General features: G+C 64.3%; 12 protein-coding genes. 10 read left to right on the top strand and 2 right to left on the bottom strand.

What is annotated here, in order from left to right; genetic code table 11:
- Window positions 1-39 precede the first annotated feature (39 nt).
- The 9 genes from GB927_RS07185 (at window position 40) to lpxB (ending at window position 9,809) form a co-directional block, all read left to right on the top strand.
- Window positions 40-786 carry an isoprenyl transferase gene (locus tag GB927_RS07185; RefSeq protein ID WP_256115987.1) on the top strand — a complete coding sequence of 249 codons (747 nt, stop codon included), beginning with the start codon at window positions 40-42 and terminating at the stop codon, window positions 784-786.
- Entirely contained in the window at window positions 786-1,619 is an 834-nt protein-coding gene (locus GB927_RS07180) for a phosphatidate cytidylyltransferase (RefSeq protein ID WP_256115986.1), read from the top strand. Before GB927_RS07185 ends, GB927_RS07180 begins: the two co-directional genes overlap by 1 nt.
- A gap of 23 nt (window positions 1,620-1,642) precedes the next feature.
- Window positions 1,643-2,776, top strand: coding sequence for an RIP metalloprotease RseP (gene rseP, locus GB927_RS07175; RefSeq protein WP_256115984.1), 1,134 nt, complete (start codon window positions 1,643-1,645; stop codon window positions 2,774-2,776).
- A gap of 263 nt (window positions 2,777-3,039) precedes the next feature.
- Window positions 3,040-5,370 (top strand): outer membrane protein assembly factor BamA, encoded by a 2,331-nt coding sequence (gene bamA, locus GB927_RS07170; RefSeq protein WP_256115983.1) that lies wholly within the window; start codon window positions 3,040-3,042, stop codon window positions 5,368-5,370.
- Window positions 5,371-5,419: 49 nt separating this feature from the next.
- Window positions 5,420-6,484: a UDP-3-O-(3-hydroxymyristoyl)glucosamine N-acyltransferase gene (gene lpxD / locus GB927_RS07165; protein WP_256116190.1), complete on the top strand. Its 1,065-nt coding sequence runs from the start codon at window positions 5,420-5,422 to the stop codon at window positions 6,482-6,484.
- Complete coding sequence (gene fabZ, locus GB927_RS07160) at window positions 6,477-6,944, top strand: 3-hydroxyacyl-ACP dehydratase FabZ (protein WP_256115982.1); 468 nt, start codon at window positions 6,477-6,479, stop codon at window positions 6,942-6,944. The genes lpxD and fabZ overlap by 8 nt, the downstream gene beginning before the upstream one ends.
- On the top strand, window positions 6,941-7,756 hold the full coding sequence (lpxA, locus tag GB927_RS07155) for an acyl-ACP--UDP-N-acetylglucosamine O-acyltransferase (protein ID WP_256116188.1): 816 nt from the start codon (window positions 6,941-6,943) through the stop codon (window positions 7,754-7,756). The genes fabZ and lpxA overlap by 4 nt, the downstream gene beginning before the upstream one ends.
- Window positions 7,757-7,761: 5 nt before the next feature.
- Entirely contained in the window at window positions 7,762-8,640 is an 879-nt protein-coding gene (locus GB927_RS07150) for an LpxI family protein (protein ID WP_256115981.1), read from the top strand.
- Window positions 8,637-9,809 (top strand): lipid-A-disaccharide synthase, encoded by a 1,173-nt coding sequence (gene lpxB / locus GB927_RS07145; protein ID WP_256115980.1) that lies wholly within the window; start codon window positions 8,637-8,639, stop codon window positions 9,807-9,809. The genes GB927_RS07150 and lpxB overlap by 4 nt, the downstream gene beginning before the upstream one ends.
- Before the next feature lie 31 nt (window positions 9,810-9,840).
- On the opposite strand, the gene gltA is transcribed toward lpxB, so the two are convergent.
- A complete protein-coding gene (gltA, locus tag GB927_RS07140) occupies window positions 9,841-11,130 on the bottom strand; it encodes a citrate synthase (protein ID WP_256115978.1) in 1,290 nt (429 codons plus the stop codon).
- A 308-nt stretch (window positions 11,131-11,438) separates the two neighbouring features.
- On the opposite strand from gltA, the gene GB927_RS07135 reads away from it, so the two are divergent.
- Window positions 11,439-13,907, top strand: coding sequence for a ComEC/Rec2 family competence protein (locus GB927_RS07135; protein WP_256115977.1), 2,469 nt, complete (start codon window positions 11,439-11,441; stop codon window positions 13,905-13,907).
- Here the strand turns inward: GB927_RS07135 and lexA are convergent.
- Window positions 13,888-14,607, bottom strand: a complete 720-nt coding sequence (gene lexA / locus GB927_RS07130; RefSeq protein ID WP_256115976.1) for a transcriptional repressor LexA — start codon at window positions 14,605-14,607, stop codon at window positions 13,888-13,890. The two genes, GB927_RS07135 and lexA, sit on opposite strands and share 20 nt — an antisense overlap.
- Window positions 14,608-14,672 lie beyond the last annotated feature (65 nt).

Genomic DNA, 14,672 nt, shown 5'->3' with positions numbered 1-14,672 from the left:
GGCGCCCGCCTCGCATCTTTTCTCCATTCCGGATCGCTCATGAACCAACTCTCGCCCAGCACCGTACCGGCACACGTCGCCATCATCATGGATGGCAATGGACGCTGGGCGAGTGCGCGCGGCCTGCCGCGTGCCATGGGACACCGCAAGGGTGTCGAATCCGTGCGTGAGGCTGTTCGCACGGCCGCCGAAAGCGGCGTGCGCTACCTCACGCTCTTTGCCTTCTCCTCGGAAAACTGGAGCCGGCCCGAAAGCGAGATCACCGATCTCATGGGCCTCCTGAAGACCTTCATCCGGCGCGACCTTGCGGTGCTGCACCGGGAGAACGTGCGCATCCGCGTCATCGGCGACAAGTCGAACCTGTCGAGCGACATCCTGCCGCTGCTTCTGGAAGCGGAGGACACGACGCGGGCGAACAGCGGCATCACGCTGGTCATCGCCTTCAACTACGGCTCGCGCGACGAGATCGCCCGTGCGGTGCGCACGCTTGCCGCCGAGGTCGCCGCCGGCCGCCTCGATCCGGCCGAGATCACCTCGGAGCGCATCGGCGCATCGCTCGATACTGCCGGCATTCCCGATCCCGACCTCATCATCCGCACCAGCGGCGAGGAGCGGCTGTCGAATTTCCTGCTCTGGCAGGCGGCCTATGCCGAACTGATGTTCGTTCCCGATTTCTGGCCCGACTTTTCGCGCGAGACCTTCCTTGCCGCGCTGTCGCGCTATTCTATGCGCGAGCGCCGGTTCGGCGGCTTGCAGGCCGCAAAGACCCTTGCGGTGGGCTCCTGATGCAGAGTGAACTGCGTCTGCGCATCCTCTCCGGCATCGTGCTGGCTATCGTCGTGCTCGTCGCGACCTGGCTCGGCGGTTTCGCCTTTCGCGTGCTCGCCTCGGCCATAGCGCTCCTCATCTATTATGAATGGTCGACGATCACGCGCTTGCCGGAAACGGATTTCCGCGCCAATGCGTTCGGCTGGCTGTCGGTCGGCGTGATCGCGCTTCTGGTGGTCTTCGGCATCGACGAATTCGCCATGCCCGCGCTGATCGGCGCGACGCTGATCGGCATCGTCTATGCCTTCGCCCTCCAGGGCAGCGGCTGGCTTGCAGGCGGCATCGTCTATGCCGGCCTGACGGCGATTTCGCTCGCCGCCATCCGCGGCGATACGGCGCATGGCTTTGCCGCCATGCTGTTCATCTTCGCCGTCGTCTGGGCGACGGATATTCTCGCCTATTTCGTCGGGCGCGCCATCGGCGGGCCAAAACTCGCGCCGCCGATCTCGCCGGGAAAGACCTGGTCGGGGGCGATCGGCGGGGCGATTTCCGCCGTCATCGCCGGCACGCTTGTGCACATGGCCTTCTTTTCGCTGAACGGCCTCTGGGTGCCCGTCATGGCGCTGGTGCTGTCGGTTTTCAGCCAGGTTGGTGATCTTTTCGAGTCCTTCATCAAGCGCCGTTTCGGCGTAAAGGACTCAAGCCGTCTCATTCCGGGACATGGCGGCGTCATGGACCGGGTTGACGGCCTTGTTTTTGCCTGCTTCGCCGCGTTCCTCATTGCACTTGGCGATGCGATCGTGTCGGGCACCGCGAACACGCCGGCCGGCGTGTTCCTTTTCGGCCCGTAATCGCGACACATTGGGGATTGCTCATGGAAATGCTGGCTGGCTCCGTTGGGTTCGTGACGGGCTATATCATTCCCTTCCTGGTCGTGCTGACGCTCATCGTCTTCGTGCACGAGATGGGCCACTACCTGGCGGGCCGCTGGTCCGGCATCGGCATCACCGCCTTTTCCGTCGGCTTCGGCCCGGAACTTTTCGGGTTCAATGACCGGCACGGCACGCGCTGGAAGCTCTCCGCCATTCCGCTCGGCGGCTATGTCAAGTTCCTCGGCGACGACGACCCGGCCTCGATTCCAGACTATGACGCGGTCGCATCGCTGCCGGAGGCGGTGCGCAAGCGCACGTTCCTCGGTGCTGCCCTGTGGAAAAGAGCGGTGACGGTCGCTGCCGGTCCGATCGCCAATTTCGTGCTCGCCATCGCCATCTTCGCCGTGATGTTCACCATCTACGGCCGCCAGATCGCCGATCCCATCGTCGCCGAAGTCCGCCCGGACAGCGCCGCCTCAGAGGCGGGCGTGCTCCCCGGCGACCTGCTCGTGGCGCTTGACGGCAATCCGGTCACCACCTTCGACGACGTGCGCCGCTATGTCAGCGTGCGCCCGGAACTGACGATCAACGTGACGGTGCGCCGCGACGGCCAGGATCTCGTCCTTCCGATGGTGCCCAAGCGCACCGAGATCACCGACCAGTTCGGCAACAAGATCGAGCTCGGCCTGATCGGCATCGTCACCAACCAGGAAACCGGCAATTTCCGCGTCGTGGAATATGGCCCGGTCGAGGCGGTGGGGCAGGGCGTGCTGCAAAGCTGGCACATCGTGACGGGCACGTTCGACTATCTCGGAAACCTCGTTACGGGCCGCATGAAGGCCGATCAGCTCGGCGGACCCATCCGCGTCGCGCAGGCTTCCGGCCAGATGGCGACGCTGGGTGTTGCCGCTCTGCTGCAGCTCGCTGCCGTTCTCTCTGTTTCCATTGGACTTTTGAACCTGATGCCGGTTCCGGTACTTGATGGCGGCCACCTGATGTTCTATGCGGTGGAGGCTATCCGGGGCAGGCCTGTCGGGCCCGGGGCGCAGGAGATCGCATTTCGCATCGGCATGGCGCTGGTGCTCATGCTGATGGTGTTTGCGACCTGGAACGACATATCCATGCTTCTCGGCTGAGGTTTGCCGGGCTACCGGCAGTGAATGCCGGCATTGCCGGCAGGGAATCAAAAGGGGTGCCGCTCTCGCCGACGCAGTCGTGCTAACGCTCTGTTTACCGTAATGAAACGGATGTAGTGACCTTCGGGCCACGGTTGGAATTGAAGTAAACAGAAATTAACGCGTGACCTTGCTTAGATGGCAAAAGCGGTTAAAACGGCAAACGTGACCGGAATCGGGCGTACGCGCCTGCCGGGACGTTGAAACGAAGGTAAGTAGTGAAGATGAAAGCTGGTTCAAAATTTTTGAACGCCGTGTCGGCCGTTGCATTGTCGGCCACGATGGTTGTCACGGGCGGCTCTTTTGCCACGCTTGTCTCCGCCACGGCCGCCGAGGCCGCCGTCATTCGCAGCATCCAGGTGAATGGCGCTGACCGCGTCAGCGCTGATACGGTCAAGGCCAATGTCACCATTGTGCCCGGCAAGGCCTTTTCCAACGCCGATATCGACGCCTCCGTGCGCCGCCTGTTTGCCACCGGCTACTTCTCCGATGTGAAGATCTCGGTTTCCGGCAGCACGCTCGTCGTCGTGGTCGATGAAAACCAGCTCATCAATCAGGTCGTCATCAACGGCAACCGCAAGATCAAGGACGACAAGCTGCAGGGCGTCCTGCGCTCGCAGTCGCTCGGTCCGTATAGCGAGACTGCCGTCGAAGCCGACAAGCAGGCGATCCGCGATGCCTATGCCGCGATCGGCCGCAGTGACGCCACCGTCACGACGCAGGTCTATCCGCTCGGCAATGGCCGCGTGAACCTCGCCTATATCGTCGATGAAGGTGACCGCACGAAGATCTCTCAGATCAATTTCGTCGGTAACGAAGCCTACAGCAACAGCCGTCTGCGCGCCGTTATCGTCACCAAGAAGTCGAACTTCCTGTCCTTCCTTACCCGCAAGGACGTTTATAGCGAAGACAAGCTGCGCGCTGACGAGGAGTCGCTGCGCCAGTTCTACTTCAACAACGGCTATGCCGACTTCCGCGTGATTTCGTCGGAAGCCGTGCTTGACGAATCCTCCAACGAATATGTTGTGACCTTCACGGTCGAGGAAGGCCAGCGCTACGACTTCGGCCAGGTGAACGTCGAATCGACGGTCGAAGGCATCGATGGCGCGGAGCTTCAGGGCCTCGTCGAATCGCGCCCGGGCAGCACCTACCGCGCTCGCGACGTGCAGGACACGATGTCGGAAATCTCCAAGCGCGTTGCGGCTAACGGTTATCCGTTTGCCCGCGTGACGCCGCGCGGCAACCGCGACCTCGGCAACGGCACGATCGCCGTCGATTACCTCGTCGACCAGGGCGAGCGCGCCTATGTCGAGCGCATCGAGATCCGCGGCAACACCCGCACGCGTGATTACGTGATCCGCCGCGAGTTCGATATCGGCGAAGGCGACGCCTTCAACCAGGAAGTCATCACGCGCGCCAAGCGCCGCCTCGAGGCCCTCGGTTACTTCTCCACCGTGAACATCACGACCGCGCCGGGCAGCCAGTCTGACCGCGTCGTCCTGGTGGTCGATGTTCAGGACCAGTCGACCGGTTCGTTCGGTATCGGCGCCGGTTACGAAACGGGCAAGAACGGCGGCATCAAGCTTGAAGCGTCGGTGGAAGAAAAGAACTTCCTCGGTCGCGGCCAGTATATCCGCGTGGCTGCCGGTGGCGGCGAGAACTCGCGCGATTACAGCCTGTCGTTCACGGAACCCTATTTCCTCGGCTACCGCTTGGCTGCCGGCTTCGATGTCTTCAAGAACGAAGACGAGAGCGAAGATTACTACAGCGTCAACACGGAAGGCTTCACGCTGCGCGTGACGGCCCCGATCACGGAAGACCTGTCGACGTCGCTGCGCTACAGCTACACGAAGCTCGACTACAATTCCGGCGATCTGGACGAACTGTCGTCGCCCTACCGTTACGTGGTCACCGAAGGTCCTTGGGTTCGCTCCTCGGTTTCGCACAGCGTGACCTATGACACGATCGACGACCGCACGCTGCCGCGTGAAGGTATGTTTGCCCAGATCACCCAGGAATTTGCCGGCCTCGGTGGCGATTCGGACTACTACAAGATTTCGGGCAAGGCACGTTACTTCCACATGCTGCTCGAAGATGCTGATGTCATCGGCTCGCTCTCGGTCAGCGGTGGCCACATGTGGGGCCGCGGCGACACGAAGGTGTTCGACCAGTTCACGCTTTCGGCCAGCGACATCCGCGGCTTCGAATCGGGCGGCATCGGCCCGCGCGCGACGTCGACGGACGACGCACTCGGCGGCAAGACCTACTTTACGGCCTCTGCTGAAGCATCCTTCCCGCTGCCGTTCATCTCGCGGGATTCGGGCCTGCGCGGCGCCGTCTTTGCCGATGCCGGCACGCTTTACGGCAACGACGTCAAGACGGTCGCAGCCGACCGGGTGCGTGGCGAAAGCATGAGCATCCGCGCCTCTGTCGGCGCCAGCGTGATTTGGGCTTCGCCCTTCGGTCCGCTGCGTCTCGACTACGCGGTTCCGGTCAAGAAGGAAAACTTCGACGAGGTGCAGCGCTTCAAGTTCGGCATCGCGACGCAGTTCTGATATAGGCAGTCCAGAACTGCGAGAAAACGGACGTTCTGGAGTCATGCCGATGGAGCATAACTGGTTTTTTCCGCCCCATGACGGCATTCGTCTGGGTGATCTTGCGGCGACGCTTGGGGCGGAACTTGCCGATGCTGCACATGCCGACCGTGTCGTGCGCAGCGTTTCGCCCGTCAACAGGGCAAAAGAGGGCGACCTCTGTTACATCCTCTCCCGTAAATTCCGCGGCGAGCTTGCGACCTGTGCGGCCTCGGCCATCCTCTGCGATCGATCGCTTGCAGCGCTCGTCCCGTCGCATGTCGCCGTCCTGCTTTCCACGCGCCCGCACACCGCCTTTGCGCTCGCCGGCGAGTTGCTGCACGGCTCTGCCATGCGGCCCGAGCCGATGACGTCTGCGGTGGGCATTGCGCCCGGCGCCTATGTCGATCCTGAAGCGCGTATCGAGCCCGGCGTGTCCATCGAACCGATGGCGGTGATCGGCAAGGGCGCGGAGATCGGCGAGGGCACGCATATCGGCCCTGGCGCGATCATCGGCGCTGGCGTGCGCATCGGGCGCAATTGCTCGATTGCCGCCGGCACCACGGTGCAATGCGCGCTCGTCGGCAACAATGTCATCCTGCATCCCGGCGTGCGCGTCGGCCAGGATGGTTTCGGCTATGCGCCGGGCCTGAAGCCGGGCATGATCAAGATCGTGCAGATCGGCCGCGTCATCATCCAGGACAATGTGGAGATTGGCGCGAACACCACGATCGACCGTGGCACGATGGACGACACGGTGATCGGCGAGGGGACCAAGATCGACAACCAGGTCCAGGTCGGCCACAACGTGCGCATCGGCCGCCATTGCGGCATCGTCAGCGGCGTCGGCATTGCCGGCAGCGCACGCATCGGTGATGGCGTGATGATCGGGGGGGCGGCCGGCATCAACGGCCATATCACCATCGGTGACGGCGCGCAGATCGCCGCGATGAGCGGCGTCGTTGCCGATATCCCGGCAGGCGAGAAATACGGTGGCGTTCCGGCTCGTCCGATGCGCGACTTCCTACGTGACATGGCGGAGATCGCCATGCGTTCCAGCACTCGAGTCCAGAAGAAGGGGGGCAATGATGAGTGAAGAGACCAAGGCAACGCTTGGCGTGGCTGACCTGCGTGAAATCCTGACGCTACTTCCTCACCGCTACCCCTTCCTCCTCGTCGACAAGATCATCGAGATCGACGGCGACGAACGGGCGATCGGCATCAAGAACGTGACGGTGAACGAGCCCCATTTCATGGGCCACTTCCCCGATCATCCGATCATGCCCGGCGTGTTGCTCATCGAAGGCATGGCGCAGACCGCAGGCGCCATCTGCGCGCGCAAATCGCGCTCCGGCTCCAACCTCGTCTACTTCATGACCATCGACAATGCCCGCTTCCGCAAGCCCGTCGTGCCCGGCGACCGCGTCGAGTTCCATGTCGTGAAGCAGAAGCAGCGCGGCAATATCTGGAAGTTTCATTGCGATGCAAAAGTTGATGGGCAACTTGTCGCCGAAGCTGATATCGGCGCGATGATCGTGAAGAAGGAAGACGCCTGAAAATGATTGCCGCCAGCGCGAAGATCCATCCGCTCTCCGTCATCGAGGACGGGGCGGTCGTCGGTGAGAACGTCGTCGTCGGCCCCTTCTGCCATGTCGGGGCCAAGGTCGTTCTCGGCGATGACGTGGAGCTTCTGACGCATGTCGTCGTTACCGGCCGCACGGATATCGGCCGCGGCACCCGCATCTTCGCCAATGCCGTCGTCGGCGGCGATCCGCAGAGCATACACCATGACGGCGCCGAGACGACGCTGACCGTGGGTGCGAACTGCGTCATCCGCGAAGGCGTGACGATGAATGCCGGCACCACCGAGGGCGGCGGCAGGACAGTCGTCGGCGACAACAACCTGTTCCTCGCCAATTCGCACGTCGCGCATGATTGCCAGCTCGGCAACCACATCATCCTGTCGAACAATGTCATGCTCGCCGGCCATGTGACGGTCGAGGATCGCGTCATTCTCGGCGGCGGCTCGGCCGTGCACCAGTTCACCCGCATCGGCCGCCAGGCCTTCATCGGCGGCCTTTCCGCGGTCTCCTACGACGTCATTCCCTACGGCATGCTGAACGGCAATCCCGGCGTGCTCGGTGGCCTCAACGTCGTCGGCATGAGCCGCGCCGGCATGGAGAAGGCGACGATCCACCAGGTCCGCCGCGCCTTCAAGCAGATCTTCGACGGCGAGGGTTCCATCCGCGTCAACGCCGCCGCGATCCGCGATGAATATGCCGACTGCGTGCCGGTCATGCACATCCTCGATTTCATCGCTGCCGACAGCGACCGCGCGCTCTCCTCGCCGAACCGCGGCAAGGGCTGAGCGGCATGGCGGACGGCCGGCCCCTCGCGCGCGACCGGCTGGCCATCATCGCCGGCGGCGGCCTGCTGCCGCGCTACGTTGCCGATGCAGCGCGAGCGCGCGGCGAAAATCCCTACATTCTGGCCCTCACCGACGAGTCCGTGCAGGACTGGTCCGACTTCGACCATCAGGTAATCTCGATCGGCAACTATGCCGGCATCGGCGCGGCCTTCCGCGCTGAGGGCATAGGCCGCGCTGTGCTGTCCGGTTCCGTGCGCCGCCGTCCCGAATGGCGCGATATCCGCGCGCCGCTGAAGGCGCTGACGGCCCTGCCGTCCGTGGTGCGCACGCTGCTGAAGGGCGGCGACGATACCGTGCTGAAGATGGTCATCCGCCTGATCGAGGCCGAAGGCGTGCGTGTCGTCGGCGCGCAGGACATAGTGCCCGACCTTCTCGGCAGCGAAGGCCCGCTCGGCGCCGTCGCGCCGGACGAGGCCGCCAGAGCCGACATTGCCGCCGCCGCTGCCGCCGCACTCGCGCTCGGCCGGCTCGACGTGGGGCAGGGCGCCGTTGCGCTCGGTGGCCGCGTGGTGGCGCTGGAGGGCGCGGAGGGCACGGATGCGATGCTGGAGCGCGTGGCGGGCCTGCGCGCGGCCGGCCGCATTTCTACACGCCGCAAAGGCGTGCTGGTAAAGCTCTGCAAGCCGGAACAGGACCTGCGCGCCGACCTGCCGTCGATCGGCGTGGAAACCTTGCGCCGCGCCCATGCCGCCGGGCTTGCCGGCATTGCGGTAGAGGCCGGGCGCTCGCTGGTGCTGGAGCGCGCGGCGCTTGTAGCTGAGGCGGATGCGCATGGCCTCTTCGTCACGGGCATCGTGCCGGAACGAACGGAGCTGCGGCGATGACGGAAAGACCCTTGAAAATCGGCATCATCGCCGGCGAAGTGTCGGGCGACCTGCTTGGCGGCGACCTCATCGCGGCCCTGCGCAAGGCCCATGCCGGCGAAATCGACCTCATCGGCGTTGGCGGCGAGGCGTTGCAGGGGCAGGGGCTCCAATCGCTGTTCGATTTCTCCGAACTCTCCATCATGGGCATTTCGCAGGTGCTGAAGCGCCTGCCGTCTCTGCTGCGCCGCATCCGCCAGACTGCGGAAGCCATCATCGCTGCGCGCCCGGACGTGCTCGTCATCATCGACAGCCCGGATTTTACCCACCGTGTCGCGCGCCGCGTGCGCAAGGCGCTGCCGGACCTGCCGGTCGTCAACTATGTCTGCCCGAGTGTGTGGGCCTGGAAGGAAGAGCGCGCGCCGCGCATGCGCGCCTATGTCGACCATGTGCTCGCGTTGCTGCCCTTCGAGCCCGCCGTGATGGCGCGACTCGGCGGCCCCGCGACCACCTATGTCGGCCATCGGCTGATCGGCGATCCCGACATCCAGCGCGTGCGCGCCGCAAGGCTCGCCCGGCCGGCGCGCAGCGAACCCATCTGCCTGCTGCTTCCCGGCTCGCGCAGCACCGAGATCAGCCGCCTGCTGCCGGCCTTCGGCGAGGCTGCCCGGGAGCTGACCGCCCGCACGCCCGGCACGCGTTTCCTGCTGCCGACCCTGCCGCGGCAGGAGGCGCTTGTGCGCAACCTGACGGCCGACTGGCCGGTGAAGCCGCAGATCACTCTCTCCACCGCCGAAAAATGGCAGGCCTTTGCCGAGGCCGATGCCGCGATCGCGGCGTCCGGCACGGTCATCCTGGAACTGGCGCTCGCCCGCGTCCCTGTCATCTCCACCTATCGGCTCGACTGGCTGGCGAACCTCTATCTCGGCCGGATCCGGGTGTGGACCGCGGCGATCCCCAACATCATCGCCGACTATGCTGTCGTGCCGGAATATCTGAACGACATGGTGCGCCCCGGGGCGCTCACGCGCTGGTTCGAGCGGCTTTCCGCCGACACGATCGAGCGCCGCGCCATGCTGGAGGGATATGACCTCGTCTACGAACGCATGCAGACCGAGCGCCCGCCCGGCGAGACCGGCGCGGCCGTCATCCTCGATCTCCTCGCAACAAAAAAGCCCGGTCGAAACTGACCGGGCTTTTTCATGTGGTTCTGCCAAAAAATCAGCGCTTGGAAACCGGCAGGTAATCGCGCTTCGGTTCGCCGATATAGAGCTGGCGCGGGCGGCCGATGCGCTGTTCCGGGTCTTCGATCATTTCGTTCCACTGGGCGATCCAGCCGACCGTGCGGGCGAGCGCGAAGAGCACGGTGAACATGGTGGTGGGGAAGCCCAGCGCCTTCAGCGTGATGCCGGAGTAGAAGTCGATGTTCGGGTAGAGCTTCTTCTCGATGAAATACTCGTCCGTCAGCGCGATGCGTTCAAGTTCCATCGCGACTTCCAGCATCGGATCGTCCTTGATGCCGAGCTCGCCGAGAACCTCGTGCGTCGTCTTCTGCATGATGCGCGCGCGCGGGTCGTAGTTCTTGTAGACGCGGTGGCCGAAGCCCATCAGGCGGAACGGATCGTTCTTGTCCTTGGCCTTGGCGACATATTCCGGAATGCGCTCGACCGAGCCGATTTCCGCCAGCATGTTGAGCGCCGCTTCGTTGGCGCCGCCATGCGCCGGGCCCCAGAGGCAGGCGATGCCGGCCGCGATGCAGGCGAACGGATTGGCGCCCGAAGAGCCGGCGAGGCGAACGGTCGAGGTCGAGGCGTTCTGCTCATGGTCGGCATGCAGGATGAAGATGCGGTCCATGGCGCGCGCCAGAACCGGGTTCACCACATAGTCCTCGCAGGGCACGGCAAAACACATGCGCAGGAAATTCGAGGCGTAGTCGAGGTCGTTCTTCGGGTAAACGAAGGGCTGGCCGATATGGTACTTATAGGCCATGGCGGCGATCGTCGGCATCTTGGCGATCATGCGCAGCGAAGCGACCATGCGCTGGTGCGGATCGGTGATATCGGTCGAGTCGTGGTAGAAGGCCGACAGCGCGCCGACACAGCCGCACATGACAGCCATCGGATGTGCATCGCGGCGGAAGCCGGTGAAGAAGCGGCTCATCTGCTCGTGCACCATGGTGTGGTGCGTGACGCGGTAGTCGAAGTCGTCCTTCTGGGTCTTGGTCGGCAGTTCGCCGTACAACAGAAGGTAGCACACTTCGAGGAAGTCGCCGTGTTCGGCAAGCTGCTCGATCGGGTAGCCGCGGTGCAGAAGCACGCCTTCGTCGCCGTCGATATAGGTGATCTTCGATTCGCACGAGGCGGTGGAGGTGAAGCCGGGATCGTAGGTGAAGGCGCCGGTATTCTTGTACAGCGTGCCGATGTCGATCACATCGGGACCGATCGTGCCGGATCGCGTCGGCAGCTCGACCGACTTGCCACCGAACGATACATCCGCGATTGTTCCTGTCATAACGATCCTCCGTTGTTTCAAATGGTGGCACAGTTTCGTGCCGCAACCATGAACATGCTCGTTTTGCTAGCCCATTTACGATGCGCTGCCAAGCGATACCAAAGGCAAATTGTGCATTGCGATAACGGGCTTTCCGGCAACGCAATATCTACCCTTTCCGGCAAGTTGCAAGCAACTTCTGAGGGTGGTTTTCGTGTTGCGGAGGGCGCATGCTTTCTGTTTGGCTTAGTATTAATTCGCCCTACTTTTGATTGAAGATTTCTGCGACGGGTTGCATAATCGCCGGGGGAACCTGCGGGGCCGAGTGCATGGCCAGGATCGACATCGCGGAGAAGCATGCGGCGCGCGAGGCAGAGGCCTGGGGCGTCGCGCCGGCTGGCGATTCGCTGCCGATACCGGCTTTGCCAGTGCCTCGTCGCAACGCCGCACTTGTTGCCTATGCGCGCGCCGTCGGCCGGGTTCGGGAAAGCCTTGCCGGCCAGAGAATTGATGCCGCCTTCGCCGAGGAGCGGGCGCACGGCCACTTCTTCCTGTTCGTGCCGGTCTTCCTCGGCATCGGCGCCGCGCTGTGGTTTGCCGCCGCTACCGATCCGCCAATTTATGCCCTGCAGCTTCTCGCCTGCGTTACGTTCTGGCCCGCCTGGCGGCTGCGGTATCGGGAGGACTGGGTGGCACTCGCCGCGGGTGCCGCTTTTCTCGTTCCCGTGGGCATGCTGCTTGCGGCCCTGGAAAGCGCCCGCCTCGACACCGTCGTCCTCGATACACCGGTCACCACGCAGATCAGCGGCCGCGTGCTGTCCCGCGAAAGCGACGAGCGCGGCGCGATCCGCTACCGTATCGCGCTGGAGGCGACGCGCGATCCGGTGCTGAAGCGGCCGCCCGGCATCGTCACGCTGCTCGCCCGCAGCCGGCACGAGCCGATCGCGATCGGCACGGGCATAACGGGGCGCGCGCGCCTCGGGCCGCCGTCCGGCCCGGCCTTGGCGGGCCTCAACGATTTTGCTTTCGATGCCTATTTCGCCGGCACCGGCGCCGTCGGCTATTTTTACAGCGCGCCCAAAGGTGTTGCGACCGGCGAGGCGGGGCTTGAAGGTCGGGTAAGGCAGGAGATCGCGCGCTGGCGCAACAACCTGACCGAGCATATTCGGGGCCGCATCGGCGGCGATGCCGGGGCGATCGCCGCGGCACTGGTGACGGCGGAACAGCGGGCGATCGGCGCGGAGACGGTCGAGGCGCTACGGCAGGCGGGGCTTGCGCATGTATTGGCCATTTCAGGGCTCAACATGGTGCTCGCCGCCGGCACCTTTCTCGTCGGTGCTCGCATGCTGATGGCGCTGATTCCGGGCTTTTCCGAGCGCTATCCGGCCAAGAAGATTGCCGCCGTCGGCGCGCTCATCATGGTGACGCTCTACATCCTCGTCTCGGGCGGCGCGCTCTCGGCCGTGCGGTCGTGGATCATGATCTGCGTCATGCTTGTGGCCGTGCTCTTCGGACGATCGGCCATCAGCCTGCGCAATGTCGCGCTCTCGGCGATCCTCATCCTGCTGGTGACACCGTCGGCCGTCACCAATCCCGGCTTCCAGATGTCCTATGCGGCGACGCTCGGACTCGTCGCGGGCTATGCGGCCTGGCGCGAGCGGCCGATGCGGCGGGAAAGCCGGGGAGGGCCGCTGCAATTGTTCGGCGGCTCGCTCGGCCGCTTTTTCGGCGGGCTCATGCTTTCCTCGCTGATCGGCGGTTTTTCCACGCTGATCTATTCCATCGGCCATTTTCACCGCATTCCCGCCTATGGCCTTGCCGGCAATCTTTTGGCGATGCCGGTGATCAGCACGATCGTCATGCCCTTCGGCCTCATCGCCGTGCTGCTGATGCCGTTCGGCCTCGACGCCATTCCCTTCGCGATCATGGGCAAGGGCATCGAGTGGATGATCGCGCTTTCGACCTGGGTCGCAAGCTGGAAAGGCGAAATCGTCACCGGTCAGATTCCGCAGTCCGCCTTCCTGCTGGTCGGCCTCGGCGGCGGTCTAGCCTGCATTTTGCGCACCCGGCTGCGCCATTCCGGAACGCTGCTCGTCATGCTCGGGATCGTCATCGCCTGCTGGCCGGACGAACGCCGCGCGCCGGAAGTGCTGGTCTCGGAAGACGGCCGTCTCGTGGCGATCCGGCGCGGTGACACCGTTGCGACGAACCGCGCAAGGCCGCCGGACTTCATCTATGCGCAATGGCGCCGCGCGCTGCGGCTCGGCGAGCTCGTCAAGCCGGAGATGCGCAAGAGCGAAGGCGTGACGATAGAGGATGCCGCCGCACCCGCTGAAGGGCCTGAAAAGCAGAGGAAGCCACGCCGCAAGGCGGACCGGCAGAAGGCGAAGGACGCCATGGCATCCGCCCTGGAGGCGGCGGGAAAGGGTACGGGCTTCATCTGCGAAACAAAGGCATTCTGCGCCGCGGTCTCGCCGAGCGGCTGGCGGATCGTCACGCTGGAAGACCTCGCCTTCCTCGGCACCGCCTGCGATGCTGCCGACCTCGTCGTCGTGTCCCAGGCCCTGCGGCTGGAAGCGTGCCGCTCCGGTGCCCGGCTGATGACGGCTCGCCATCTGCGGCGCACAGGCGCCCTGGAAATCCAACCCGGCGCTGAAAAAACCGCTTCAACACTTTCCGAAGCCGAGATCACGCGCGCCGTCGAAACCCTCGACCGGCCCTGGTCCCGCCACCGCACCTATGATTGGCGCAGCGGCACCTTCGAGGCCGAGACGGCGCTCAATGATAGCGGCGAATGAGGCCGACGAGCTTGCCCTGGATCTTCACGCGGTCCGGGCCGAAGATGCGGGTCTCGTAGGCCGGGTTTGCGGCTTCGAGCGCGATGGAGGCGCCCTTGCGGCGGAAGCGCTTCAGCGTCGCCTCCTCGTCGTCGACGAGCGCCACGATAATCTCGCCCGGATTGGCGGTGGTGGCGTTGCGGATGATCACCGTGTCGCCGTCGAGGATGCCGGCCTCGATCATCGAGTCGCCCTTGACCTCCAGCGCATAATGATCGCCGTTGCCGACCATCTCGGCCGGCACCATGATCTCATGGGTGTTGTTCTGGATGGCGGAGATCGGCACACCGGCGGCGATGCGTCCCATGACCGGCACGGAGACCGAAGACGACATGTCCGCCTGCAGCGTGCGCTGCACGGGGGCGGCCGGCACGGGCTGCTTGCCGCGGCTGCCTTCGATGACGGCAGGCGAAAAACCGCGGCGCGGCTGGAGGCTCGGCGAATAGGCTTCGGGAAGCTTGATGACTTCCAGCGCGCGCGCGCGGTTGGGTAGGCGGCGGATGAAGCCGCGCTCTTCCAGCGCCGTGATGAGGCGGTGGATGCCGGACTTGGACGCGAGATCGAGCGCATCCTTCATCTCGTCAAACGATGGAGGGATACCGGACTCCTTCATCCGTTCATGAATGAACAGGAGAAGTTCCTGTTGTTTCCGCGTGAGCATGGCCCCTCCACCGAGAATCTTGAAACAATCCAGAATCGTGAAACAAATCCAGAACAGACACTATC

It is taken from the genome of Shinella lacus (assembly GCF_010994755.1).
GTDB classification, from domain to species: domain Bacteria; phylum Pseudomonadota; class Alphaproteobacteria; order Rhizobiales; family Rhizobiaceae; genus Shinella; species Shinella lacus.
This window is presented reverse-complemented; position numbering and strand designations above follow the sequence as displayed.

What these genes read in the sequence shown, in the direction of transcription:
- bamA (WP_256115983.1), top strand. Translation starts at nt 3,040, where the DNA reads ATGAAAGCTGGTTCAAAATTTTTGAACGCCGTGTCGGCCGTTGCATTG.
- lpxD (WP_256116190.1), top strand. Translation starts at nt 5,420, where the DNA reads ATGGAGCATAACTGGTTTTTTCCGCCCCATGACGGCATTCGTCTGGGT.
- rseP (WP_256115984.1), top strand. Translation starts at nt 1,643, where the DNA reads ATGGAAATGCTGGCTGGCTCCGTTGGGTTCGTGACGGGCTATATCATT.
- fabZ (WP_256115982.1), top strand. Translation starts at nt 6,477, where the DNA reads ATGAGTGAAGAGACCAAGGCAACGCTTGGCGTGGCTGACCTGCGTGAA.
- lexA (WP_256115976.1), bottom strand. Translation starts at nt 14,607, where the DNA reads ATGCTCACGCGGAAACAACAGGAACTTCTCCTGTTCATTCATGAACGG.
- lpxB (WP_256115980.1), top strand. Translation starts at nt 8,637, where the DNA reads ATGACGGAAAGACCCTTGAAAATCGGCATCATCGCCGGCGAAGTGTCG.
- GB927_RS07180 (WP_256115986.1), top strand. Translation starts at nt 786, where the DNA reads ATGCAGAGTGAACTGCGTCTGCGCATCCTCTCCGGCATCGTGCTGGCT.
- GB927_RS07150 (WP_256115981.1), top strand. Translation starts at nt 7,762, where the DNA reads ATGGCGGACGGCCGGCCCCTCGCGCGCGACCGGCTGGCCATCATCGCC.
- GB927_RS07185 (WP_256115987.1), top strand. Translation starts at nt 40, where the DNA reads ATGAACCAACTCTCGCCCAGCACCGTACCGGCACACGTCGCCATCATC.
- GB927_RS07135 (WP_256115977.1), top strand. Translation starts at nt 11,439, where the DNA reads ATGGCCAGGATCGACATCGCGGAGAAGCATGCGGCGCGCGAGGCAGAG.
- gltA (WP_256115978.1), bottom strand. Translation starts at nt 11,130, where the DNA reads ATGACAGGAACAATCGCGGATGTATCGTTCGGTGGCAAGTCGGTCGAG.